At 71.1% G+C, this 24,052-nt stretch carries 26 protein-coding genes; 13 read left to right on the top strand and 13 right to left on the bottom strand.

Features of this window, described 5'->3' with window-relative positions; genetic code table 11:
* Positions 1-31: 31 nt before the first annotated feature.
* The 4 genes from ACFV88_RS05385 (at position 32) to ACFV88_RS05370 (ending at position 3,946) form a co-directional block, all read left to right on the top strand.
* Complete coding sequence (locus ACFV88_RS05385; RefSeq protein ID WP_385486271.1) at positions 32-385, top strand: hypothetical protein; 354 nt, start codon at positions 32-34, stop codon at positions 383-385.
* A 300-nt stretch (positions 386-685) separates the two neighbouring features.
* The gene (locus tag ACFV88_RS05380; protein WP_385486269.1) at positions 686-1,948 is read left to right on the top strand and encodes an Ig-like domain-containing protein; all 1,263 of its coding nucleotides are present in this window, start codon (positions 686-688) and stop codon (positions 1,946-1,948) included.
* A 443-nt stretch (positions 1,949-2,391) separates the two neighbouring features.
* Positions 2,392-3,432, top strand: a complete 1,041-nt coding sequence (locus ACFV88_RS05375; RefSeq protein ID WP_385486267.1) for an NAD(P)-dependent alcohol dehydrogenase — start codon at positions 2,392-2,394, stop codon at positions 3,430-3,432.
* A 151-nt stretch (positions 3,433-3,583) separates the two neighbouring features.
* Positions 3,584-3,946: a DUF1330 domain-containing protein gene (locus ACFV88_RS05370; protein ID WP_385486265.1), complete on the top strand. Its 363-nt coding sequence runs from the start codon at positions 3,584-3,586 to the stop codon at positions 3,944-3,946.
* Between the two features lie 5 nt (positions 3,947-3,951).
* Here ACFV88_RS05370 and ACFV88_RS05365 read toward each other — a convergent pair whose 3' ends face one another.
* A complete protein-coding gene (locus ACFV88_RS05365) occupies positions 3,952-4,854 on the bottom strand; it encodes a helix-turn-helix domain-containing protein (RefSeq protein ID WP_385486263.1) in 903 nt (300 codons plus the stop codon).
* Between the two features lie 77 nt (positions 4,855-4,931).
* Between ACFV88_RS05365 and ACFV88_RS05360 the strand changes: the two genes are divergently transcribed.
* Positions 4,932-5,369, top strand: coding sequence for a hypothetical protein (locus ACFV88_RS05360; protein ID WP_385486261.1), 438 nt, complete (start codon positions 4,932-4,934; stop codon positions 5,367-5,369).
* A gap of 27 nt (positions 5,370-5,396) precedes the next feature.
* On the opposite strand, the gene ACFV88_RS05355 is transcribed toward ACFV88_RS05360, so the two are convergent.
* The 3 genes from ACFV88_RS05355 to ACFV88_RS05345 all read right to left on the bottom strand — a co-directional run bounded on the left by ACFV88_RS05355 (position 5,397) and on the right by ACFV88_RS05345 (position 8,108).
* Positions 5,397-5,681 carry a hypothetical protein gene (locus tag ACFV88_RS05355; RefSeq protein ID WP_385486259.1) on the bottom strand — a complete coding sequence of 95 codons (285 nt, stop codon included), beginning with the start codon at positions 5,679-5,681 and terminating at the stop codon, positions 5,397-5,399.
* 143 nt (positions 5,682-5,824) lie between these two features.
* On the bottom strand, positions 5,825-6,490 hold the full coding sequence (gene msrA / locus ACFV88_RS05350; RefSeq protein WP_385486257.1) for a peptide-methionine (S)-S-oxide reductase MsrA: 666 nt from the start codon (positions 6,488-6,490) through the stop codon (positions 5,825-5,827).
* A gap of 490 nt (positions 6,491-6,980) precedes the next feature.
* Positions 6,981-8,108 carry a hypothetical protein gene (locus tag ACFV88_RS05345; protein ID WP_385486255.1) on the bottom strand — a complete coding sequence of 376 codons (1,128 nt, stop codon included), beginning with the start codon at positions 8,106-8,108 and terminating at the stop codon, positions 6,981-6,983.
* 103 nt (positions 8,109-8,211) lie between these two features.
* Between ACFV88_RS05345 and ACFV88_RS05340 the strand changes: the two genes are divergently transcribed.
* A complete protein-coding gene (locus tag ACFV88_RS05340) occupies positions 8,212-9,366 on the top strand; it encodes a cystathionine gamma-synthase (RefSeq protein WP_385486253.1) in 1,155 nt (384 codons plus the stop codon).
* 14 nt (positions 9,367-9,380) lie between these two features.
* On the opposite strand, the gene ACFV88_RS05335 is transcribed toward ACFV88_RS05340, so the two are convergent.
* The 3 genes from ACFV88_RS05335 to ACFV88_RS05325 all read right to left on the bottom strand — a co-directional run bounded on the left by ACFV88_RS05335 (position 9,381) and on the right by ACFV88_RS05325 (position 10,957).
* Entirely contained in the window at positions 9,381-9,632 is a 252-nt protein-coding gene (locus tag ACFV88_RS05335; RefSeq protein ID WP_385486251.1) for a hypothetical protein, read from the bottom strand.
* 16 nt (positions 9,633-9,648) lie between these two features.
* Positions 9,649-10,176 carry an RNA polymerase subunit sigma-70 gene (locus tag ACFV88_RS05330; protein WP_385486249.1) on the bottom strand — a complete coding sequence of 176 codons (528 nt, stop codon included), beginning with the start codon at positions 10,174-10,176 and terminating at the stop codon, positions 9,649-9,651.
* Positions 10,177-10,453: 277 nt separating this feature from the next.
* Entirely contained in the window at positions 10,454-10,957 is a 504-nt protein-coding gene (locus ACFV88_RS05325; RefSeq protein ID WP_385486726.1) for a MarR family winged helix-turn-helix transcriptional regulator, read from the bottom strand.
* A gap of 151 nt (positions 10,958-11,108) precedes the next feature.
* On the opposite strand from ACFV88_RS05325, the gene ilvA reads away from it, so the two are divergent.
* Entirely contained in the window at positions 11,109-12,350 is a 1,242-nt protein-coding gene (ilvA, locus tag ACFV88_RS05320; protein ID WP_385486247.1) for a threonine ammonia-lyase, read from the top strand.
* A gap of 124 nt (positions 12,351-12,474) precedes the next feature.
* Here the strand turns inward: ilvA and ACFV88_RS05315 are convergent, their stop codons facing one another.
* Complete coding sequence (locus ACFV88_RS05315; protein WP_385486245.1) at positions 12,475-12,885, bottom strand: VOC family protein; 411 nt, start codon at positions 12,883-12,885, stop codon at positions 12,475-12,477.
* Positions 12,886-13,065: 180 nt separating this feature from the next.
* Between ACFV88_RS05315 and ACFV88_RS05310 the strand changes: the two genes are divergently transcribed.
* The 3 genes from ACFV88_RS05310 (at position 13,066) to ACFV88_RS05300 (ending at position 15,714) form a co-directional block, all read left to right on the top strand.
* Complete coding sequence (locus ACFV88_RS05310) at positions 13,066-13,530, top strand: DUF1801 domain-containing protein (RefSeq protein ID WP_385486243.1); 465 nt, start codon at positions 13,066-13,068, stop codon at positions 13,528-13,530.
* Between the two features lie 367 nt (positions 13,531-13,897).
* The gene (locus ACFV88_RS05305) at positions 13,898-14,866 is read left to right on the top strand and encodes an ATP-binding cassette domain-containing protein (RefSeq protein WP_385486241.1); all 969 of its coding nucleotides are present in this window, start codon (positions 13,898-13,900) and stop codon (positions 14,864-14,866) included.
* Complete coding sequence (locus tag ACFV88_RS05300; RefSeq protein ID WP_385486239.1) at positions 14,863-15,714, top strand: ABC transporter permease; 852 nt, start codon at positions 14,863-14,865, stop codon at positions 15,712-15,714. Before ACFV88_RS05305 ends, ACFV88_RS05300 begins: the two co-directional genes overlap by 4 nt.
* A 237-nt stretch (positions 15,715-15,951) precedes the next feature.
* On the opposite strand, the gene ACFV88_RS05295 is transcribed toward ACFV88_RS05300, so the two are convergent.
* Positions 15,952-16,554 carry a hypothetical protein gene (locus tag ACFV88_RS05295; protein ID WP_385486237.1) on the bottom strand — a complete coding sequence of 201 codons (603 nt, stop codon included), beginning with the start codon at positions 16,552-16,554 and terminating at the stop codon, positions 15,952-15,954.
* Between the two features lie 141 nt (positions 16,555-16,695).
* Here ACFV88_RS05295 and ACFV88_RS05290 point away from each other — a divergent pair, with 141 nt between their 5' ends.
* Positions 16,696-17,433, top strand: coding sequence for a GntR family transcriptional regulator (locus ACFV88_RS05290; protein ID WP_385486235.1), 738 nt, complete (start codon positions 16,696-16,698; stop codon positions 17,431-17,433).
* A gap of 575 nt (positions 17,434-18,008) precedes the next feature.
* Here the strand turns inward: ACFV88_RS05290 and greA are convergent.
* Positions 18,009-18,506, bottom strand: a complete 498-nt coding sequence (gene greA / locus ACFV88_RS05285) for a transcription elongation factor GreA (protein WP_385486233.1) — start codon at positions 18,504-18,506, stop codon at positions 18,009-18,011.
* A 271-nt stretch (positions 18,507-18,777) separates the two neighbouring features.
* The gene (locus ACFV88_RS05280; RefSeq protein WP_385486231.1) at positions 18,778-19,182 is read right to left on the bottom strand and encodes a DUF4307 domain-containing protein; all 405 of its coding nucleotides are present in this window, start codon (positions 19,180-19,182) and stop codon (positions 18,778-18,780) included.
* A gap of 124 nt (positions 19,183-19,306) precedes the next feature.
* On the opposite strand from ACFV88_RS05280, the gene mca reads away from it, so the two are divergent.
* Entirely contained in the window at positions 19,307-20,188 is an 882-nt protein-coding gene (mca, locus tag ACFV88_RS05275; protein WP_385486229.1) for a mycothiol conjugate amidase Mca, read from the top strand.
* Positions 20,181-20,426, top strand: coding sequence for a hypothetical protein (locus ACFV88_RS05270; RefSeq protein WP_385486227.1), 246 nt, complete (start codon positions 20,181-20,183; stop codon positions 20,424-20,426). Before mca ends, ACFV88_RS05270 begins: the two co-directional genes overlap by 8 nt.
* A gap of 108 nt (positions 20,427-20,534) precedes the next feature.
* Here the strand turns inward: ACFV88_RS05270 and ACFV88_RS05265 are convergent, their stop codons facing one another.
* Positions 20,535-21,602 carry a protein kinase family protein gene (locus ACFV88_RS05265; RefSeq protein ID WP_385486225.1) on the bottom strand — a complete coding sequence of 356 codons (1,068 nt, stop codon included), beginning with the start codon at positions 21,600-21,602 and terminating at the stop codon, positions 20,535-20,537.
* Positions 21,589-23,877, bottom strand: a complete 2,289-nt coding sequence (locus tag ACFV88_RS05260; RefSeq protein WP_385486223.1) for a CDP-glycerol glycerophosphotransferase family protein — start codon at positions 23,875-23,877, stop codon at positions 21,589-21,591. Before ACFV88_RS05260 ends, ACFV88_RS05265 begins: the two co-directional genes overlap by 14 nt.
* Positions 23,878-24,052: the final 175 nt, after the last annotated feature.

Here is a 24,052-nt window from a genome sequence, read left to right as displayed (position 1 = left end):
CGCGGGGCTCCTCGGCCTTACGCTCCGAACCATGACCAACACCGAAACATCCCACTATGTGCGCCTGCACGCCGATCTGCTGGTGGAAGTCCGCGACGGGGACGCGCTGACCGGCGGCGCTCTCCGGCTGATCGCCCGGGACGATCACATCGACCCCACCGAGCGGGCCCGTGCCGAACTCGCTGTGAAACAGGACACAGCCGAGGCGCTCGCCTATCTCGTGGACCCGTTCGACCTGGTCAGGGAGGTTCCCGGGATCGATCTGCTGCGGGCCTCCTGGAGCAGCGAGGAAGTCGCGGAGGCCGAGTACGACCCCGAAGGAACGGACTGGGACGAGGACGACGATGATGGGGGGAGCGAGGACGCGGGCGGCGACCTCCGGTAGGACCCGACGGCGTGTGCCGATTCGGGTTCGGCTCCGGCCGACCACGGACGGACGAGGCCCCGGACGGCATGCGCCGCCGGGGCCTCGCGCCCTTTCCGGGGGAGCCGCCCCGGGGTGAACGGGGCCGCTCGTGCGGCGCGCCGGAGACACGGGGAACGAGCCCCGTACGGGCCGGTGTCGGCGGACGTGGTGTGTCCCACAGCTTGATCGACGCTGGAACCGGAAGGCGTGGTCAGCGCGTTGTACCTGGACAGGGCTGCCGTGTGTGCGGGGAAATCGGTGACGATGGAAAGGCTTGTGATGACGGACAGTAGGCGGCGCAGGGGAGTCATGGCCGCGTCCGCGCTGCTCAGCGGGGTGTTGGTGCTCACCGCGTGCAGTGACGGGGGATCGGGGGACGGCGGCGGTGACGCGGGGGCGAACGCGTCGGGCAAGCCACAGGCACAGGTCGACAAGGCAGCGGCGGAGAAGGCGTCCGAGGCGAAGATCCTCATCGCTCCGAAGGACGGCGCCGGCAACGCCAGCATCAACAACGCCGCCAAGGTCTCGGTGACCGACGGCACCCTCACCAAGGTCGCGATGACCACGGGCGACGGCAAGGCCGTCGCCGGGCGGATATCGGCCGACAAGAAGTCCTGGAAGCCCGACACCCAACTCGAACGGGCCACCCGCTACAAGGTCACCGCCACGGCCACCGACGCGGAGGGTCGCGCGTCCCACGAGAACGCGTCGTTCACCACCGTCGCGCCGAAGAACAGCTTCATCGGCTCGTTCACCCCGGAGGACGGTTCGACGGTCGGCGTCGGCATGCCCGTCTCGCTGAACTTCGACAAGGCGATCACCGACCGCAAGGCCGTGCAGGAGGCCGTCACGGTCTCCACCAGCAGCGGTGAGGAGGTCGTCGGGCACTGGTTCAACCCCCAGCGCCTCGACTTCCGCCCCGAGAAGTACTGGACCGAGAACGCGACGGTCACGCTGAAGCTCGCCCTCGACGGCGTGGAGGGCGCGGCCGGCGTCTACGGCGTCCAGCAGAAGACCGTCACCTTCAAGGTCGGCCGCAACCAGGTCTCCATCGTCGACGCCAAGACGAAGCAGATGAAGGTCACCCAGGACGGCAAGGTCGTGCGCACCATCCCGATCTCGGCCGGTGCGCCCACCACGAAGACGTACGAGGGTCAGATGGTGATCTCCGAGAAGTTCAAGGAGACCCGGATGAACGGTGCGACGGTCGGCTTCACGGACGACGACGGCAAGGGCGAGTACGACATCAAGGACGTGCCGCACGCGATGCGCCTGTCCACCTCCGGCACCTTCATCCACGGCAACTACTGGGGCGCCAAGTCCATCTTCGGCGGCGTCAACACCAGCCACGGCTGCATAGGGCTGTCGGACACGAAGGGCGCCGGCGACCCGAACACCCCCGGCTCCTGGTTCTTCAAGAACTCGCTGCTCGGTGACGTGGTGGTCGTCAAGAACACCGGTGACACCACCATCAAGCCCGACAACGGCCTCAACGGTTGGAACATGGGCTGGGCGCAGTGGAAGGCCGGCTCGGCCGTCTGACGCCCGCTGGGCCGGTGCGTGCCGTCCCGTGCCCGGTGCACCGGTACGCATACGGCACAGGGCCGCCGCTCCCCCGAACCAGGGGAGCGGCGGCCCTTTCCGCTGCCCCCGGACCCGGACCCGGACCCGGACCCGGACCTGCGTCCAGGGCTCCGCAGCCGGCAGCAGCCTCGCCTCGCTGTACGCGTACGCCTCGTACGACCGGGGCGCCCCCGCGGCACGGTTCTGAGGGGGCGCCCACGAACCGATGTTCGGCCAGGTGTTCTATGGGGGAGGGTCATCCCTGACTCCGTACACGAACACCACGAACACCACGAACACCGAAGAACCTCGTGAACCCCACGAACACCGCGGTACCCGTACGCGGTGCACCTATCGAACGCGCACGACAGCGTGGACCGCCGGAACCCGACGGCCCGCGCCGGACCGAGGAGACGCCCGCCATGACCACCGTTCCCGCCTACGCCGCTCCCACGCCCAAGGCCCCGCTGGAGCGCACCACCGTCCCGTTGCGCCCCCTCGGCGAGCACGACGTCCTCATCGACATCCAGTACGCCGGCATCTGCCACTCGGACATCCACCAGGTCAACAACGGCTGGCAGGAGGGCATCTTCCCGATGGTCCCCGGCCACGAGATAGCCGGCACCGTCGCCGCCGCCGGAGCCGGGGTCACCCGCTTCGCCGTGGGCGACCGCGTGGGCGTCGGCTGCCTCGTCGACTCCTGCCGCACCTGCGACAACTGCCGCGCCGGCCTCGAACAGCACTGCGCGAACGGCCCCGTCGCCACCTACAACGACCGCGACAAGAACGGCGACCCCACCTACGGCGGCTACGCCCGACAGATCGTCGTGGACGAGAACTACACCCTCCGCATCCCCGACGCCCTGCCCCTCGACACCGCGGCGCCCCTGCTCTGCGCGGGCATCACCACGTACTCCCCGCTGCGGTACTGGAACGCCGGCCCCGGCCAGCGGGTCGCCGTCATCGGCATGGGCGGCCTCGGCCACCTCGCCGTCCGGATCGCCCACGCACTCGGCGCCGAGGTCACCGTGCTCAGCCAGACCCTCGGCAAGCGCGAGGACGGCCTGCGGCTCGGTGCCACCGACTACCACGCCACCAGCGACCCGGAGACCTTCGAGAAGCTGCGCGACCGCTTCGACCTCATCGTCTCCACGGTGTCCGCACCCCTGGACTTCGGGAAGTACCTCTCCCTGCTGCGCACCGGCGGCACCCTGGTGAACGTCGGCGCCCCGGAAGAGCCGGTCTCCCTCGACCTGTTCGCCCTGATCGGAGGCCGCAGGTCGCTCGCCGGGTCGAACATCGGCGGCATCCAGGAGACCCAGGAGATGCTGGACTTCTGTGCGGAGCACGGCATCGCCTCGGAGATCGAGGTCATCCCCGCCGACCAGGTCAACGAAGCCTACGAGCGGGTGCTGCGCAGCGATGTGCGCTACCGGTTCGTCATCGACACCACCACGATCTGACGACCCCTCGCCGCACCCGCGACGCCCCTTACCTCCGGAGTAATCGACCGGGCCGCGACCCCGTACGAGTATCGACACCGAAGCAGTCGCCCGCTCCGACCGCCGCACGCACGCGGTCGGAGCGGGCGGCCCGAGCCGCAAGGACGGGACCATGACCACGTACGCCATCTGCCACCTCCAGCCCCGTGACACCCCGCCCGACATGGCCGAGATCGCCGACTACATCGAGCGCATCCAGGCCACCATGGACCCCTTCGGCGGACGCTTCCTGGTGCACGGCGTCGAGCCCGAGGTCATCGAGGGGCCCTGGCCCGGCGCGATCGTGATGATCGGGTTCCCCGACACCGCTGCCGCCCGCGACTGGTGGGACTCCGACGCGTACCAGGAGCTCCTGCCCCTGCGCGTACGCAACTTCGACTGCCGCACCGTGCTGGTGCCGGGCGTTCCGGACGGCTACGACGCCTCGACCACCGCCCGCAAGCTCCGCCCCGCGCCCGCCCCGCCCACCGACTGACCCGCCTACTCGGCCCGGTCACCCCGGTCAGCCCGGTCAGCCCGGTCGATCCGTGTCTGCACCAGCACGCTGAGCCCGCCGCCCCCCACCGCCGGGGCGACCAGGGAGAGTTCCCACTCGACCGGGTCGCCCCGGCCCCCCGCGGCGAGCCGCACCGTGCGCGGCGCGAAACTCGCCACCTCGCGGCACCGCCACCAGTGCGCCAGGTCGGGCCGCAGCGACTCCAACCGCCCCGACACCTCCCGCACCCGCCGATCGTCGGGCGCCCCGTCCGCGAACACCCGGAAGTGCCGGTGCAGGTCCCGCCCGACCTCCTCCCAGTCGAGCAGCAGCCGTTGGTGGGCCCCGTCGCCGAGCAGGAGCAGCAACAGGTTCCGCTCGTCGTCGGCAACCCCGCCCGGGTCGGGCCAGACCCGCAGGTACGCGGAGTTCCACCCGACGATCCCCAGCACCGGATCGAGCACCAGCGCCGGCGACCCCTCCCAGGCGTCGATCATCCGCCGCAGCGCACCGGGCACCCCGCCCGCCCCGCCGAACCGCCCCGCCTCCGTGGCCCCCTCGGTGCCGTCGGCGACGTTCGGGGGTTCGGTCACCGTCAACGGTGCGTAGCCGCCGAGCCGGAGCACGTGGCCCCGCTGCTCCGCGTCCAGTCGCAGCGCCCGGCCGACCGACTCCAGGACCTCCCGCGAGGTCTCCACCCGCCCCTGTTCGAGCCAGGTGTACCAGGCGACGCCGACCCCGGACAGCGCCGCCACTTCCTCCCGCCGCAGCCCCGGCGTCCGACGGCGCGCACCGCTCGGCAGCCCGACCGCACCGGGGGCCAACCGTTCGCGATGGGCCCGGAGGAACGCGCCGAGCTCCCGGCGGCGCAGGGCGGCGGGGTTGGACTGCGGACCGTTCGACGTCATGCGCCGAGCCTATGACCTGTGGTCACCGTAGGAACGGGCCACTGGCAGGCCCGCGCCGGGGCGGCGAGGCTGACGCCATGACCCAGCACACGAAGCCGGACACGGTCCTGGAGCGCCGCTCCTCCGACTCCTCACACCTCACCGAACCCCGGGTGTTCCTGCGGGTGTTCACCGGCCCCGGCACCCTGGAGGCGTTGACGTCCTCCTACGAACGACTGCTCGACACCGAGCGGGACCTGTGGTTCACCTACCCGGAGAAGCAGTTGGCCCTGGCCGCGGTCGGCGCCTTCCTCCTGATCGAGGGGACCGACGAGGTGCTCGCGCCGTTCCGTGCGACCCACGGGACCCTGCTGGTCGCCTCGGTGTCCACGTACCTGGCCCGGCTGGAGGCGGAGGGCGCGGAGATCCTCGTCCCCGTGCACCGGGTGCCCACGGGCTCCGGCTTCACCGCCCGGCACGCGGACGGCCTCACCGTCGAGTACGTGGAGCACCGCCCCGACGAGTACGGCCGCTGAACCACACGGCCCCCGGGGCGATGCGGCTCACTCCCACACGTAGAGCAGGGTGACCCACGGGCCGTCGTCACACCGGTAGGCGGTGGTCCACCCCGAGGCCACCAGTGCCTGGCCCGCCCGGATGCACTCGCCGAGGTTCGGACGGTAGCCGTAGTACACCCAACCGGCCGCATCCGCCTGTGCGTTCGCGACGGTCCGGGCGGTCCCGGGGGCGGCCGTCGCGTCCGCCTGGGCGATCGGGGCGGCCGTCAGCGCGGCGCCGGCCACGAGGGCGGCCACGGCCGCGGTGGAGAGCAGTCTGCGCACTGCCATGATGCGGTGTCCCCTCCCGATGAGAGCACCGGGACCCGTGCCCCGGTCATCGGGCGGAGCCTCCCCGTTCCCCCGCCGGAATCAACGCAGTGCCCGCACTCCGGCGCGAACTGGTCGGCGGTCGGGGGTGGGATCGTGGCGGTTCAGCCGTCGGCCGGGGCCACGCCGATCGGGCAGGCCACGCCGGTGCCGCCGATGCCGCAGTAGCCGTTCGGGTTCTTCGCGAGGTACTGCTGGTGGTACCCCTCGGCAGGGTACAGCTCGCGGCCCTCGGCCGGCAGGATCTCGGTGGTGATGGTGCCGTGGCCGGTCGCGGACAGGACCCGCTGGTAGGCGTCGCGGGAGCGTTCCGCAGCCGCGGCCTGCGCGGGGGAGTGCGGGTAGATCGCCGAGCGGTACTGCGTACCGACGTCATTGCCCTGGCGGAAGCCCTGCGTGGGGTTGTGGGACTCCCAGAACAGCTTCAGCAGCGACTCGTACGACACCACGGCCGGGTCGTACACCACGCGCACCGCCTCGGTGTGACCGGTCACACCGGCGCACACCTCCTCGTACGTCGGGTGCTCCGTGTAGCCGCCCTGGTAACCGACGAGGGTCGTCCAGACACCCTCCGTCTGCCAGAACTTGCGCTCCGCCCCCCAGAAACAGCCGAGGCCGAAATCGGCGACCTCCAGGCCCTGCGGGTAGGGGCCGAGCAGGGGGTTGCCGAGGACGGTGTGGCGCTCGGGCACGTCGTAGGCCGGCTCCGGGCGTCCCTTCAGGGCCTGCTCCGGCGTCGGCAGCTGCGGGGTACGGCTGTGCAGGAACATGAGTCTCCTCCGGGGGCTACCGCTTCCTCCGGTCCAACGACCGGCACCACCCAACCATTCCCCTGCCGCGCACGACCACCTGCCGGTGCGCTGCTCTGCGCGGTGCGCTGTTGTTTTGCGCAGTTCCCCGCGCCCCTTATCGGGTGCGATCACGTGGCGGTGCGCTGTTCTGCTCGGGTGCGCTGTCGGTCTGCGCAGTTCCCCGCGCCCCTGATCGGGGCGCCCTGGTGCGGGTGCGTCGCCACCTGCGGGTCCCGCGCTCAGTGACCCGCGGAACGCCCCCCACCGGAGCGCCCCTCTAGGGGCGCGGGGAACTGCGCAAAACAACAGCGCACCCGCACGTGACAGTGAACCCAGGGCCGATCGCACCCGATAAGGGGCGCGGGGAACTGCGCAAAACAACCACGCACCCGCACAGAGCAGCGCACCCGCACAGGGCAACGCGCCGCAGGCTCCGGGCGGCCCCGAACAGGAACCGCCCGGACTGCGCTCAGCGCGGAAGCGTCGCAGGGCTCCCCCCGTTCGCCTCGTAGCCCGCGACCGCCAACGCCCGGTACACCGCATAGTCCGCAGCCGGATCAGCCGACACCGTCCACGGCACGGCCCCAACGTGCCCGTCCACCTGGACCAACTGCTGCATCGCCTCGCCCCACCGCTCCGAGCGGACCAGGAAGAACACCAGCAGGTGCCGCACGTGCGGCAGCATCGGGTCGTCGGGGCGCGCCGAGTGCGCCGCGAAGAGAGCGCCCTCGATCGCGTTGCGCACGACCTCCGTGCCGTAGAAGTCGTTGACCAGCGCCAGCTCGGGCAGGTGCTGGTACACCGCGAACAGCGGCAGCGCCGACAGCAGCGAACCCTGGGGCGCCCGCGCCGCCGCGGCCTCCGCGAAGGAGTACGCCAGCTCACGCGAGCCGTGCCACTTCTCACCCCAGTAGTGCAGCGCCGCGAGATGCGCCCCCATGTGCGCGGGCGCACGGTCGAGGATCTTCAGCCACAGCTGCTCGAACTCGGTCCGCGGGTAGCCGAGGCCCCGGGCGATGCTCAGCTCGATGACGTACGGGACCGGGTCGCCGGGTGCCAGCAGCGCGGCCTGACCACAGGCCGCACGGGCCTCCTCCAGGATGATCCGGAACTCGTCGGTGCCGGGCGTCGCCGTGCGGAACGCCTGCTGCACCAGGAACTCGGCCTGCACCGCCGCGCCCCCCGCGTCCTTCGGCGCATCGGTGCGCCAGGACCGCAGCCACTGCGCGCCGGCGCCCGCCCCGCCCGTGCCGCCGGGCCGCTGCTGGAGTTCCAGGGACGCGGAGCCCGCGAACGCCTGGACGCGCTGCCAGCGCCGCTCGCCCTCGGCACCGGTGCCCGCGAGCAGCTGGGACGCGGCCCGCCAGTCCTGGGTGCCGCGCACCACGTCCAGCACGTCGACCAGGTCGGTGTCGGGGCCGGGCATGCGGACGTCCAGCTGCTCCTGGAGCAGGAAGCCGTACGACGCCGGATCCGCGGCGTCCGGCGCGTCGGGGCTGACCAGCTGGATGCCGCCGCCCCCGCGCCCGCGGCGCAGGAACGGCACCAGCACCGCCGTCAGCAGGGCCAGCGCCATCAGGAACCAGAGAATCTCCATGCGTACAAGCGAACCAGACGCGTCCGACAATTGGCGAACCTGTCACATCACGGACCCCGTCCCGGTGCCCCGTCCGGTCCGCGCCGCATTACGCTCGGTGCCCATGAGCGACTCGCACCCCACGCACTCCTTCGAAACCGTCGCGATCCACGCGGGCAACACCGCCGATCCGCTGACCGGGGCGGTGGTCCCGCCGATCCACCAGGTGTCCACGTTCAAACAGGACGGGGTGGGCGGGCTGCGGGGCGGCTACGAGTACAGCCGCAGCGCCAACCCGACCCGGACCGCGCTGGAGGAGAACCTCGCGGCGCTGGAGGGCGGGGCGCGCGGTCTCGCCTTCGCGTCGGGGCTCGCGGCCGAGGACTGCCTGCTGCGCACCCTGCTCTCGCCCGGCGACCACGTGGTGATCCCGGACGACGCGTACGGCGGGACCTTCCGACTGTTCGCGAAGGTGGCCGCGCGCTGGGGCGTGGAGTTCTCCGTCGCGCACACCTCCGACCCGGAGGCGGTCCGCGCCGCGCTCACCCCGAAGACCCGGGTGATCTGGGTGGAGACCCCCTCGAACCCGCTGCTCGGCATCACCGACGTCCCGGTCGTGGCGCAGATCGCCCGGGAGGCCGGGGCGCGGCTGGTGGTGGACAACACCTTCGCCACGCCGTACCTCCAGCAGCCGTTGGCGCTCGGGGCGGACGTGGTCGTGCACTCGCTGACCAAGTACATGGGCGGTCACTCCGACGTCGTCGGCGGCGCCCTGGTCACCGGGGACGCGGAGCTGGCGGAGGAGTTGGCGTACCACCAGAACGCGATGGGCGCGATCGCCGGTCCGTTCGACTCGTGGCTGGTCCTGCGGGGCATCAAGACGCTGCCGGTGCGGATGGACCGGCACAGCGAGAACGCCGGGCGGATCACCGAGATGCTGACCCGGCACCCGCGGGTCACCAAGGTCCTGTACCCGGGGCTGCCCGAGCACCCGGGGCACGAGGTCGCCGCGAAGCAGATGAAGCGGTTCGGCGGCATGGTGTCGTTCCAGGTGGCCGGTGGTGAGGAGGCCGCCGTCGCGGTGTGCGACCGGGCCCGGTTGTTCACGCTGGGCGAGTCGCTGGGCGGGGTGGAGTCGCTGATCGAGCACCCGGGCCGGATGACCCACGCCTCGGCCGCGGGTTCGGCCCTGGAGGTGCCGGCGGACCTGGTCCGGCTGTCGGTCGGCATCGAGAACGTGGACGACCTCCTCGCCGACCTCCAGCAGGCGCTCGGCTGAGCCCACCCCGCCGCTCACCAGCCGGTGAGCGGCGGGGTGGTGTCCGCCGGCGGTCCGGCCGGTTCGTCGGCCACCGCCGCCCACACCGCGACCGCCGTGACGGCGGCGCACAGCAACAGCCACAGCGCCCGCCGGACGGCCCGGTTGCGCCGCAGGAGCCGTCCACCGCGCTCCGCCGCCTCGACGCGCAGCCGCGGGGGCACGGGAGGCGGGGGCGCGTCGAGGAGTCGTCGTACGGCGGCCTCGTCCCGTTCGGCGCGGCTCACGGTCCCGTCCAGCTGGTCATGAGGGTGCCGCCCCGGGCAGGGCGACGGACCTGGGGCGGCGGGGGCGCAGCACCTCGGCGACGGCGACCGTGCACAGGGCCCGTACCCGGTGTTCGGACAGCCCGAGCAGTGCGGCGGCCTGTTCCTCGGCGACCCCCTCGTGCAACCGCAGCACCACGACGAGCCGTTCGTGGGTCGTCAGCCCGGCGAGGACGGCCCCGCTCGGCTGTGTCCCGGCGTGGGGCAGCGCTTCCCAGACGCGCCAGACGCGCCAGACGCGCCAGACGCGCCAGGCGTCCCCGGCGAAGCGGACGACGAGTCGGTCACGGGCGTGGGCGTACGGGTCGTCGCCGCGCAACTGCCGCCAGGCGGCGTAGGTGTGGGCGAGGGCGTCGACGAGCAGGCGTCGGGCGCGCGGGTTGGCGTCCGGGGGCTCGGCCGTCAACAGGGTCGCGAGGTGCAGCAGTCGTCCGCCGGCGCCCGCGGCGAAGTCGTCGAACTCCGCGGCGCAGTAGGCGCCTTGGGTGGAACGCCGGTGCCGCATCGCGCCTCCTGACCGGACGTCCCGACGGCGGACGCGTCGGCCGGTGCGGGGAGGCGGTCCCCGGCCCGCCCGCCGGGCCCGTGCTCCCACTATCGGGCCGGGTGCGGGGCCGGGGTCAAGAGGGCGACGGTCGGCCCGGGTTCCTTCGTCGGACCTCCGGGTCCAGTCGGCGTCGGCTCCGGAGGGGGTGGCGAGGAGAACCCGGGTCGGGTGAACGGGAGTTGCCGCCCGTCGCACGGTGGTGCTCGGCTGACCCGTCGAGACGGGCCGCGGTAGTTCAGGAGCGGCTGATGACCTCCGTTTCCGGCGCGGGCGCGGCCATCCTGGTGGAGAGCGCGGTGTTGAAGCGCGTGAGGAGGGCGCAGAAGACCTCGCGCTCGGTGGGTTCCCAGTCCTCGGTGAGCTGCGCCATCAACTCCCTGCGCGAGGAGCGCACTTCGCTGAGGCGGGCGTGCCCACGCGGTGACAGTTGGAGGACGACCGCACGGCCGTCCTCGGGGTGGGAGGTGCGCTTGACGAGTCCGGTGTCGACGAGCGGGGCGACCTGGCGCGTCACCGTCGAGGAGTCGATGCCCATGCTCGACGCGAGTGCCTTGACGCCCATGGGTCCCTCCTTGTCCAGGCGGTTGAGCAGCAGGTACGCGGCACGGTCCATGGAGTTGCGCACTTGCCCGACGCCGCCGAGGCGGGTCTGCTCCGCCCGGCGGGCGAAGAGGGCCACTTCGTGTTGAAGCGCGTCGAGAAGACCGGTGTCGCCGGAGGTCATCATGTCCATCGACATTTCTGGTGTTGTGGGCATGGCCGAAGGCTCACTTCATGCGTACGGAAAGAATTGGGGGACACAGTACGCGGAGCGGGGGTCCCCCGTACGGGCGCTGGGGAAACCCGTCGCGCCCGCCGGCACGCCCGGCGTGAGCTGCGAGACTTGCGTCATGAGCTATGCCACCGCTGACTCCTTTCTCCCCGGCGATCCGCCCGTCACGCTGGACGATGTCCGCGGCGCCCGGAAGATGCTCCAGGGGATCGCGCGGATGACCCCCATAGAGGGCAGCCGCCATCTGTCGTCGCTGGTCGGTGCACCGGTTCACCTCAAATGCGAGAACCTCCAACGCACGGGCTCGTTCAAACTCCGCGGCGCCTACGTGCGGATCGCGGGTCTGCTGCCGGAAGAGCGCGCCGCGGGGGTCGTCGCGGCGAGTGCCGGCAACCACGCGCAGGGCGTTGCGCACGCCTCGGAGTTGCTCGGCGTTCGTGCCACCGTTTTCATGCCCGTGGGTGCACCGCTCCCTAAGATCGCTGCGACCCGCGAGTACGGCGCGGAGGTGAGGTTGCACGGTCAGGTCGTCGACGAGACCCTGGCCGCTGCCGAGGAGCACGCCCGCCGGACGGGCGCCGTCTTCATCCATCCGTTCGACCACCGGGACGTCGTCGCGGGACAGGGCACGGTCGGGCTGGAGATCCTGGAGCAGTGCCCCGAGGTGCGGACCGTGGTCGTCGGCATGGGCGGCGGCGGGTTGGCGGCGGGCATCGCGGTCGCGGTGAAGGCGCTCCGGCCCGATGTGCGGATCGTCGGCGTCCAGGCGTCGGGTGCGGCGGCGTACCCGCCTTCGCTGGCGGCGGGCCGACCGGTGTCGATCGGGTACCAGGCGACGATGGCCGACGGGATCAAGGTCGGGCGTCCGGGCGAGGTGCCGTTCCGCATCGTCGCCGAGTTGGTGGACGAGGTGCGCACGGTCTCCGAGGACGAGCTGTCCCGTGCGCTGCTGCTGTGCCTGGAGCGGGCCAAGCAGGTCGTGGAGCCGGCGGGGGCTTCGCCGGTGGCCGCGCTGCTGGGGGAGCCGGGGGCGTTCGAGGGGCCGGTGGTGGCGGTGCTGTCGGGGGGCAACGTCGATCCGGTGCTGTTGCAGCGCATCCTGCGGCACGGGATGGCCGCGGCGGGGCGCTACCTCGCCGTCCGGCTGCGGTTGACGGACCGGCCGGGGGCGTTGGCCACGCTGCTCGGGGTGCTTTCGGTGGTGGACGCGAACGTGCTGGACGTCAGCCACGTACGGACCGATCCGCGGCTCGGACTCACGGAGGCGGAGGTCGAACTGCACCTGGAGACCAAGGGCGGTGACCACTGCGCGGAGGTCCGCGAGGCGCTGCGCACCGCCGGGTACACCATCATCGACTGAACACCGGCTGGACGTCGCTGCTGTCGCTGCTGTCGCTGCTGTCGCTGCTGTCGCCGCTGTCGCCGCCGACGGGGCCGACGGGGCTGCGTCTCGTGAACGGCCCCGTCGCTCCCGTACGTGCCCGTCAGGTGAGCTGGTTGACGCGGATGATGTTGCCGGTGGGGTCGCGGAAGGCGCAGTCGCGGACCCCGTAGTCCTGGTCGACGGGTTCCTGGACGACCTCGGCGCCGGCGGCCCTCAGCCGTTCGAAGAGTCCGTCGAGGTCGTCGGTGGCCAGGGTGATCGGGGTGTGGGCGCCCTTGCCGATGAGGTCCAGGACGGTGCGGCGCTCCTCGTCGGTGAGGCCGGGGTCGACGGCCGGCGGGTGCAGCACGATCGAGGTGCCCTGCTGGCCGGCCGGTCCGACGGTGATCCAGCGCAGGTCCTCGTAACCGACGTCGTTGCGGACCTCGAAGCCCAGGACGTCGCGGTAGAAGCCCAGGGCCGCTTCGGCGTCGGTGTGCGGGAGGAAGGCGTAGTGGATGGTGAGGTTCATGTGCCTCACGCTAGGCAGGACCACCGGGCGCTGGCTTCTCGATTCCTGACCGGTTCGAGGGGGCTCTGACCGGCCCCGATCCGTCGACCCGAACCGGTCAGGAATCGAGAAGCGCGGCGCTCGGGCCACGGTTAGCGTCGAGGTCACTTCCCACCGATCACGAGCAGGAGAGTGACATCGATGAGCGCGGACGGCAGCACGCACGACGAGAGGACCACGGGCGGTTTCTCCGAGCAGGAACGTGCTGCGATGAAGGCGCGCGCCGCGGAGCTGAAGCAGGAGACGAGCCGCGGAGGTCGCGGCAAGAAGGCGGCGGCCGAGGAACTCGACGTGCTGTCGAAGATCGCAGAGATGGAACCGGCGGACCGTGTCCTGGCCGAACGCCTCCACCTCGTCGTCACGAGCAACGCCCCGGAGCTGTCGCCGAAGCTCTGGTACGGACAGCCGGCCTACGCCCGCAAGGGGAAGGTCGTGTGCTTCTTCCGCAGCGGGCACGTCGACAAGGAGCGCTACTCGACCTTTGGCTTCACCACCGCGGCGAACCTGGACGACGACGGCCTGTGGCCCACGTCGTACGCCGTCACCGAGCTGAGCGAGAAGGCCGAGGCGGCGCTCGCCGCGCTCGTCAGGCAGGCCGTGGCCTGACGCCCGGAGCGGCCCCCGCCCGGTTCGGCCGCCCGGAACCCCGCCCGCATGCGCCGGGCCCGTCACACGGACGGGCCCGGCGCACCCGTGTGCCCACCCGTCACCGCCGATCACCGCCGATCCCCTGGACCGTTCCCCGCCATCCTGGGGGTCTTGGAAAACCAGTTGAGCAAACGCGATACATCGCGTTATGGTGCGTGTCCTGGGTCACTCGCGGCGACTTCGCAGAGTAGGGCCGCGCAGCGCTGTGTCGCATGTGGATTTTTCACGCCCCGCGATCGTGCACACTTGGGCATCTCGGGCATTTCATGTTTTTCGTTTGATGCGTCACCCGGCCACGGGCGACCGAACCACTGGGAGTAACCACATGCCAGGCGCCATCTACGCCGAAGGTCTGGTCAAGACCTTCGGTGACGTCAAGGCGCTGGACGGTGTCGATCTCGACGTCCCCCAAGGCACCGTCCTCGGCCTGCTCGGCCCGAACGGCGCGGGGAAGACCACCACCGTCCGCTGTCTGACGACACTGCTCCGACCCGACAGCGGTCGCGCGGTCGTCGCGGGCATCGACGTCCTCAAGCACCCGAACGACGTCCGCCGCTCGATCGGCCTCTCCGGCCAGTTCGCCGCCGTGGACGAGTACCTGACCGGCCGCGAGAACCTCCAGATGGTGGGCCAGCTCTACCAGCTCAAGGCGAAGGCCGCCAAGGTCCGCGCGGGCGAACTGCTCGACCGGTTCGGCCTCGCGGAGGCCGCCGACCGCCCGGCCAAGACGTACTCCGGCGGCATGCGCCGCCGGCTCGACCTCGCCGCCGCCCTCGTCGTCTCCCCGCCCGTGATGTTCATGGACGAGCCGACGACCGGCCTCGACCCCCGCAACCGCCAGGCCCTGTGGGAGGTCATCCAGGAACTCGTCACCGGCGGGACGACCCTCCTGCTCACCACGCAGTACCTGGAGGAGGCCGACCACCTCGCGCACGACATCGCCGTGGTCGACCACGGCAAGGTCATCGCCCGCGGCACATCCGACCAGCTCAAGGCCCGCACCGGCGGCGAGCGGGTCGAGGTCGTCGTCCACCAGCGCGACCACATAGCCGACGCCTCCGGCGTCCTCGCCGCCCTCGGCAAGGGTGAGGTCACCACCGACCAGCACACCCGCAAGCTCACCGTGCCCGTCGTCGGCGGGGCCAAGCTGCTCGCCGAGGTCATCCGGGAACTGGACGTCCGGGGCATCGAGATCGACGACATCGGGCTGCGCCGCCCCACCCTCGACGACGTGTTCCTCTCCCTGACCGGCCACGTCGCCGCCACCACGACCGCCGAGGAGACCAACCAGTGAGCGCCGTGACCGAAGCGGTGGAGATCGCCGCACCGAAGGGCACCGGCGGGGCCCTCCAGTCCGTCCGGGACTCCCTGGTCATCGCCAAGCGGAACCTGATCCGCATGTCCCGCATCCCCGAGATGATCATCTTCGGGATCTTCCAGCCCGTCATGTTCGTGGTGCTGTTCTCGTACGTGTTCGGCGGCTCCATGAACATCGGCGGCTCCACCAGCCCCGAGGTGTACCGCGAGTTCCTGATGGCCGGCATCTTCGCCCAGACCGTCACCTTCGCCACGGCGGGGGCCGGCGCGGGCATCGCCGACGACATGCACCGCGGACTCGTGGACCGTTTCCGTTCGCTGCCCATGGCGCGTGGCGCGGTCCTCACCGGCCGGACCCTGGCCGACCTGGTGCAGACGGCACTGACGCTGCTCGTCCTCGCGGTCGTGGCGCTGCTCGTCGGCTGGCGCACCCACACCAGCGTCCCCGAGGTGGTGGCCGGGTTCGCCCTGCTGCTCCTGCTCGGTTACGCGTTCACCTGGATCGGTGCGCTGATCGGCCTGTCCGTCCGTACCCCGGAGGCCGCGACCTCCGGCGGGCTGATCTGGCTCTTCCCGGTGACGTTCATCTCCACCGCCTTCGTGGACAGCAGCAAGATGACGCCGTGGCTCCAGCACGTCGCCGATTGGAACCCGTTCAGTGCGACCGTGCAGGCGTGCCGTGAGCTGTTCGGCAACCCCGGGGTGGTCGAGTCCTCGGCCTGGCCCATGCAGAACCCGGTCTGGGCGTCCCTGCTCTGGTCGGTGCTGATCATCGTGGTCTTCCGTACGCTGGCCGTCCGCAAGTACCGCAACGCGGCGGCCTGAACCGGTTCGGTTCAGCGTTTGGGTTGCCCGGGGCGGTGCGCTGTTCCGTGCGGGTGCGCGGGGGTTGCTCGCGCAGTTCCCCGCGCCCCCACCTGGTACGTCCGGGTGGGGGCGCGCTGTCCTGTGCGGGTGCGTGGGGGTTGCTCGCGCAGTTCCCCGCGCCCCTGAGGTGCGTCCACCTGATGGTGCGCTGTTCCGTGCGGTGCGCGGTGCGTTTCGCGCAGTTCCCCGCGCCCCTTATGGGGCCTGATCTGGCTCGGGTGCGGAGGCGTTTCGGTTTACCGTCGTGCACCCCTCCAACTGGACGATCAGTTGGGCGGCCCGCGTCCAACGGATGCGCGGGTCGTCGTAGGTGACGCCTCCGTCCCGGTGCACCCGCGGGAAGGGGAACCCTGGCTCGTACACCACCCCGTGCACCCCGAGGGGGACGCACGTCCGGGCGCGCACCAGGACGTGTCCGCCCCGCAGGTACGGGCAGGCGCGCACCGCCTGGGCCGCGCACGGCACGCAGACCGGCGGGTGCGTGGTCGTCATGTCCTCGGCGTCGTCCTCGCCGATGAGCCACAGGACCCCGTCCGCGTTCCGGTCGGCCGCCCGTGCGCAGATCTGGCACAGCAGACGTCGCATCGCCCGCCGCTGGCGCAGCAGGTGCACCCGCCCGAACTCCGGCTTCCCCCTGCCGGGGCTCACCCCCTCCCGCGCCCACAGGACTCCGTCCGAGTCGCGGTCGAAGGGCGACTCGTCCGCGTAGCCGATGCCCGCACCCCGCGTGATGACGTGCGGACGCGCGGCACGTTCGGAACTCCACGCGGTGACGTAGGGGACGAGGGGCGAACGCATCGGTGGGCCTTCTAGTGACATGGCAACCCCCAATAGTCGTGTACTAGCTGACGTAGACTATGTGTGTGCTAGCTTACGCCCGTCAAGTCGGCCCTGGGGGTACGCTCAAGGGCGAGCTAGTACACGAACTCGGGAGGCGAGATGGCGCCGCGGATCCGGCGGGAGTTGCCGCCGTTCATACAGATCGCGAATCACTTCCGGCAGAAGATCGTCGACGGGGAACTCACCCAGGACGTGAAGCTGCCGTCCATCGCGGAGATCTCCACGGAGTGGGGCGTCGCCACGGCAACGGCCGCGAAGGCGATCAAGCAGCTCCAGGCGGAGGGGTACGTGCGCTCCTCCACGCAGGGCACGTTCGCCGACCTCGGGCGGAAGCAGACCACCGGCCCGGACCGGCTGCGGATGCTGCGCGCCGGAACCAGTGGGGTGCGAGCCGGTGAACGGGTCGAGGTCCTGGGCGCCGGGCTCGAACCCGCGCCGGCCGATGTCGCTGCGGCGCTCGGCGTCGAGGTGGGCGTCCCGGTGGTCTGGCGGCGGCGCAGGTACGTGGACGGCGAAGGTGTCGTCGCGGTCTCGACCTCGTGGCTGCCGCCGGAGTTGGCCGAGAGCGCCCCGGAACTCCTCGCCCCGGAACCGCTGCCGGCGATGACCTTCGGCCTGGTGGAGGAACGCACCGGCCGGCGAGTGGTGCGCAGGCGGGATTCCCTCGCCGTTCGGCACACCCCGGACGACCTCACCGAGGCGCTGGGCGTTCCGGCCGGTACCCCGGTCCTCGCCTGGAGCAACCACTACTGGGACCAGCACGGTGCGGTGACCGAGTACGCGACGGACTTCCTCGGGAGCGGTCGCGAACTCACGGCGGAATACGACATGCCGTGACGGGGCAGGAGCTCCGCCGGCGCGGCATCGCGCGGTTGGCCCGGGAGGGGTGGACGGGCAGGCGGTCCGTGTGCGGTCACTCGGCCGGACACCGGACCCGACAGGATCTACGCTCGCCCTGCGGAACGGGGTGACGAGCCCATCCAGTTCTGCCGGTCGTACTGATCCGGCGGACCGCGTCCTCGACTCCGCGGCGTACGTACTGGAGTACGACTTCGGCGCGTGAACCCGTGCGGGTGCGCGGGGGTTGCTCGCGCAGTTCCCCGCGCCCCTGGCGGGGCGCTCCTCGCGGGGCCTGCTCTGGCGGGGGTGCGCCGCGGGGCGGACGACGGCGACGAGAAGCGCCCCCATCAAGGGGCGCGGGGAACTGCGCGAAGCAACCGCGTACCCGCGCAGGACAGCGCACCCCCACCGGGACGCACCGGATAGGGGCGCGGGGAACTGCGCGAAACGCACCGCGCACCCGAGGGGGACAGCGCACCCGGAGCCGAGCGCACCCGAAAGGCCCCGCCCCCGGGCGTACGCGGACACAGCAACGGGGCCCCGGGAAACGTCCCGGAGCCCCGTTCGTACGGTCAGCTGGAGTACGGCTTCGCAGCGAGGACCTTGACGGACGCGAGCTTGCCGTTGGGCAGCTCGTACGTCGCCTCGTCACCCACCTTCTTGCCGTTCACACCGACGCCCAGGGGCGACTGCGGGGAGTAGGTCTCGATGTCCGAGGACGGGTACTCACGGGACGCCATGAGGAACGTGAGCGTGTCGTCCTCGTCGCCGTCGAAGGCGATCGTCACGACCATGCCGGGCTCCACGACGCCGTCGTCCGGCGGGATCTCGCCGATCTTCGCGTTCTCCAGCAGCTGGGTGAGCTGGCGGACCCGGAGCTCCTGCTTCCCCTGCTCCTCCTTGGCCGCGTGGTACCCGCCGTTCTCGCGCAGGTCTCCCTCCTCGCGCGCCGCTTCGATCTTCTTGGAGATCTCGGTGCGAGCGGGACCAGACAGGTACTCCAGCTCGGCCTTGAGCTGGTTGTACGCCTCCTGCGTAAGCCAGGTGACGCTCTCACTGGTCTGGGTCACTGGTGCTCCTCGTCGGTACTGGGAATACAAAGCATCGCCCTACCGGAACAGGGTGTGCCTACCGGTGGGCGAAACCACGAGCCTAACAATTGCGGCGCTGTAGGGGGAGGACATATCGCATCAGACTTACATCAACGCAGGCCAGCGCCGTGCGGATCTCGTACGGCCCTCCCAGAGAGCATGCGCACCCGCACGCACCGACAAACACGGCGTCGGCGGGCGGTCACCCGCGGTTCACCGACCGGGCGGGAGGGCCCCGCGGGAGCCGGTGCTATCCGTCGGACTCGCAGCCCACCAGCTCGGCGGAGGTCCCCCGGGCCGTCGTCCGCAAGGTGATCACCTCGTCGATGCGATCGGCCCGCTGGTCGAAGCGGAAGTCCGCGCGCCCCACCTCGGCCCCGTCCTCGGACTGGGAGCGGACCGTGCAGTAGCCCCGGACCGAAGCGTCCTTGCGGACCTCCAGGTGCACCTCGACGGCGCTGTCCGAGACCACCTTGAACCGGATCAGCTCGGCGCTCACCGCCTTGCCGGTGATGTAGCCGTACCCGATCCAGGTGACCAGGGCGAGGAGACCCACGCCCAGGACCGAACCGATGATCTTCAGCTTGCGGTCGACGTGCTCTTCCGCGGAGCGGCCGTACCGGCCCTCCGGGAGCTGCTCACGGACCGCGCTCATGATCGTCCTCCTGGTGGGGGTGACGGGACGGGGTCCCGGAATTATTCGCCCCCCGATTCGGTCACTATAGAAGCCGCCCATCGCGCCCCCTCATCGGGGCGCCGTATTCGACGAGGATCGAGTCTTGACTGAGCAGCTGCGACTCATGGCCGTGCACGCCCACCCGGACGACGAGTCGTCCAAGGGCGCGGCCACCATGGCGAAGTACGTGTCCGAGGGGGTGGACGTGCTCGTGGTGACCTGCACGGGCGGCGAGCGCGGGTCCGTTCTCAACCCGAAACTCCAGGGTGACCAGTACATCGAGGACAACATCCACGAAGTGCGCAAGAAGGAGATGGACGAGGCGCGCGAGATCCTCGGCGTCCAGCAGGAATGGCTGGGGTTCGTCGACTCGGGGCTGCCCGAGGGCGACCCGCTGCCGCCGCTGCCCGACGGCTGCTTCGCGTTGGAGGACGAGAACGAGGCGGCGGGGCGGCTCGTGCGGAAGATCCGCGACTTCCGGCCGCAGGTGATCACCACCTACGACGAGAACGGCGGCTACCCGCACCCCGACCACATCATGACCCACAAGATCACGATGATCGCGTACGACGGCGCGGGCGACGCGGAGGCCTTCCCCGAGGACGCGTTCGGGCCGGTGTTCCAGCCGGACAAGTTGTACTACAACCAGGGCTTCAACCGGCCCCGCACCGAGGCGCTGCACCAGGCGATGCTCGACCGCGGCCTGGAATCCCCCTACGGGGACTGGCTGAAGCGCTGGGACGAGTTCGAGCGGGTCGAGCGGACCCTCACCACGCACGTGCCGTGCGCGGACTTCTTCGAGATCCGGGACAAGGCGTTGATCGCGCACGCCACGCAGATCGACCCGGAGGGCGGCTGGTTCCGCATTCCGATGGAGCTCCAGAAGGAGGTCTGGCCCACCGAGGAGTACGAGCTGGCGAAGTCGCTCGTCGATACATCCCTCCCCGAGGACGACCTCTTCGCGGGCATCCGCGAGAATGCCTGACATGAGTGTGAGCGCAAGCGCGAGCCAGGTGGTCGCCAACCTCGTCCCCCTCGCCGCCGAGGTCGACAAGAACAAGGTCACCCCCGGAGTGCTGGGGTTCATCGTCTTCGCGGCGATGGCGGTCGCCGTCTGGGGCCTGATGAAGTCGATGACCAAGCACATGGGCAAGGTCGACTTCAAGGAGGTCACGGCCACGGGAACCGCGGACGAGAAGCCCCGGGCCCCCCGCGAGCCCTGATCCACCCCGCCCGCGCCCTCGTGAGCGCGTGACGGTTCGCGGCCCGGAACGTCCGGGTCGCGGGCCTTCGGCTGCCCGCACGTCCCGTCGGCCCGGTGCCGGACGGGCTCAGAAGCCGCCGATCCGACGGACCTCCTCCTGCGGGTAGGGGGTCTTCCGGCTCCCGTGCTGGAGCTCACGGAAGAAGTCCGCCATCAGCGCGGTGAGCGGTGCGTCCCGCGCGATGATCGCCGCGGCGACCTCGGGCAGCCCCGCCGGGCGCTCGCCCCCGGCGTACGCGCGCACCCGTGCCTCGCGGACCCCACGGTCCCGCGGGTCGTCGCCGTGCAGCGCGGTGACCAGCCAGTTCACCAGATAGGCGGTGGTGAAGCTGCGGTCGTAGGTCCGGTGCCGTTCGTAGAAGTCGGCGTGCTCCGGCGACAGCGCGAAGCGGGAGGAGGTCGCCAGGCCGTAGTCGGCGAAGTAGAGGCGCCGGCCGTCGGTCAGCACGTTCTCGAAGTGCGCGTCGAAGTGCAGCAACCCCCGGTCGTTCATGAACGAGATGCCGGCCGCCAACTGGGACTCCACCATCGCGCAGGCCCGGTCCGCGCTCTCTTCGCCCGCCGCCACCTGCGTACCGAGCCACTGGTGGAGGTGGTGCGGAACGTACTCCAGGAACAGTGCGACGCTCGCCGAGGAGTCGCGCAGGGCGTGGATGCGCCGGCGCACCTGCGGGCGGTCGTCCCAGTACGCGACGACCGCCTCGACGTCGGCCAGCTCCTCGTGCAGCGGCGTCGCATCCGGCAGCACCCGCCAGTGGTGCAGCAGCGGGAAGCCCTCGTGTTCGCCCGCCAGCACCCAGTTCGTCGTCATGGTGTGCACGGCCAGCTCCCGCCAGACGCCGAAGCCCGGGCCGCCGAGGCCGTACTGGCAGAAGTCCGGCAGCTCGAACAGGTTCGCCGTGCACCGGACGTTCTCCGGTCGCCGCTCCAGGTCGGTCAGGGGCACCCGCTTCACGAAGACTCGGCGTCCGGCGACCTCCAGCAGGGACGACTTCCCGCCGATGCCCCTTCCGAGCGGTACGGCCGCGTCCACGAGTGCGCCCAGGGCCTCGTCGCTGTGCAGCGCCAGGGCGGTGGAGACCTCGCCGTGGGCCCTCAGCCGCGCCCCGCGCGCCAGGTCGTCAGGTGCCGTCACCGCTACCTCCCCGTCGCCCGGCGGAGGCGGCGGCCTTGCGGGGGCTCGGCGCGGGGGTCCGCTCCGCCAGCGGCAGCGGGGTCGGGGCGATCGCCTCACCCAGCAGTGTGCGCCGCACCACCCGCTCCGCGGCGTTCCCGTCGTCCCAGGAGCAGAACCGCTCCCGGAAGGCGGCCCGCAGCGCGCTGGTCCGCTCGTCGTCCCAGCGCCCCTCGCGGAACGTCTCGATCAGCTCGTCCTCCGTGGTGGCGACGGCCCCGGGGGTCTTGCCGGGCTCGCCGGACATCAGGTCGAAGGTGACGCCCCGGGAGCGCACGTACACGTCCCAGTCGTCGGCGTAGGTGACGATCGGCCGGTCCAACACCGCGTAGTCGAACATGATCGACGAGTAGTCCGTGACCAACGCGTCCGAGGCCAGGCACAGTTCCTCGACGCTCGGGTGGCGCGAGACGTCGATCAGGGCGCCCTGCTCGGTCAGCTCCGTCAGACGCTGGTCCTGGCCGTAGAAGTAGTGGGTGCGGACCATCAGCACGAACCCGGGGCCCAGCGCCCGGCTGACCCGTTCCAGGTCCAGCCGGGGAACGTAGCCGACCTGGTAGTCGCGGGCGGTCGGGGCGTACAGCACGGCGATCCGGCCCGGCTCGATGCCCAGGCGCTCCCGGATCGCCAGCACCTCGCGGCCGTCGGTCCGGGCGTACACGTCGTTGCGCGGGTAGCCGGCGTCCACCGACTCGAAGGAGCACGGGTACACCCGGTCCCACTGCTCGCTGGAGTGCCGGTTGGACGAGACGCTGAAGTCCCAGCGGTCGGCGCGCGCCAGCAGCTTCTCCATGTTCATGCCCTTGGCGGCGGCGGGGTAGCGCTGTTGGTCGATGCCCATGCGCTTCAGGGGCGTGCCGTGGTGGGTCTGTATGTGCACCTGGCCGGGCCGCTTGACGACGTGGTCCGCGAAGTTGACGTTGTTGACGAAGTACTTGGCCCGGGCCATCACCTCCCAATAGCGGGGGGTGTTGGCGACGACGTGGTCCACGCCCGGCGGGAGGCCCTTGACGGCGTCCGCGCGCACCACCCACACCCCGCGCACGTGCGGCGCCAGTTCCTTGGCCTTCTCGTACACCGCCAGGGGATTGCAGGCGGGCGTCCGGTTCCAGTACGCGGAGTAGACCGCGAGGTTCTCGTCGATCGGCCGCTTCAACTGGAGCCGGTAGTAGCTGGCGTAGGCGCGCCTGCCGACCGTCCGCCTGGCCTTGCGCAGCCCGTCGGCGCCGCGCAGCCGGGTGCCGTTGACCAGCTTGAGGGCCTGGAAACCGGAGTACGAACCCCGGGCCACCGCTTGGAACTTGGCGCCCTGCGCACCGGCCGGCAGGGTGAAGCCGGGCGGTACGTGGCGCTGGTACATCTCGGTGGCCCGACGGAAGAACTCGGGCCGGTCGGCGCGCACCACCCGGCTCTCGCGGGCGAAGGTGTGCAGGAAGTGGCTGATCATCCGCTCGAAGAGCATCGGCCGCAGCCGGTCCAGGTCGGGGCGGGTGCCCAGGAACTCGAAGAGCCGCTGGTACTGCTCGAAGATCGTGAAGTGCCGGCGGCCCGGCGTCTGCATGGAGTTCCCGTTGCGGCGCTGGCGGTACTCGACGCTGACGTGGTCCAGACAGACCGCGCGTTCGGCGGTGAGCATCGTCGTGTAGACGACGAGGGCGTCCTCGTACAGGCCGTCGGTGAAGGAGAAGCCGTTCTCGACGAAGAAGTCCCGCCGGTAGACCCGGTTCCACACCACGGCGAACATCGACAGGAACTCGGTCCGGTCGGCCGGTCGGAACACCTCGGTGCCGGTCCGCGCCAGTAGGTCGGACGTGGCGCTGGTGCGGACCTCGTTCCACCAGTAGGTGCGGACGTGGTCGACGATCAGGATGTCCGGGTCGTCGGTGAGCGAGAGCCGGTCGTGCATCGCCCGCAGGGTGCCCGGGGTGACCGTGTCGTCGCTGTCCAGGAAGAAGAGGTAGTCGCCGCGGGCCCGCTCCACACCGGTGTTGCGGGCCCGGCCTATCCCGCCGTTGGACTCGTGCCGGACGGTCACCACCCGGGGGTCGCGGGCGGTGAACTCGGCGAGGACCTGTCCGCTCTGGTCCGGTGAGCAGTCGTCGACCGCGATGATCTCGAAGTCCGTGAAGTCCTGGGCGAGGAGGGATTCCAGGCACTCCCGCAGGTAACCCTGGACCTTGAAGACCGGGACGACAACGCTGAAACGGGGGGTGGGCGTGGGGTCGCTGGAGGGCATTGCCGTACTGACTCCTCGTGATCAACCGTGTCGGGAGAACGCGTCTGCCCTCACCGCGGGACGTACAAGACTTCGACGCACGTTCCCCTCAAAAGGTTGCCGCGTCAACGTGAGACCCCGCCGTGGAGGAGCGGGCCGTCGCCACAGGCGTCCCGGGAGTCCCCTCGGGCCCCAC

Source organism: Streptomyces sp. NPDC059816 (genome assembly GCF_042732055.1).
Classification (GTDB): Bacteria; Actinomycetota; Actinomycetes; order Streptomycetales; family Streptomycetaceae; genus Streptomyces.
Note: the sequence above shows the minus strand (reverse complement) of the source record. Positions and strands in the feature narration are given on the sequence as shown.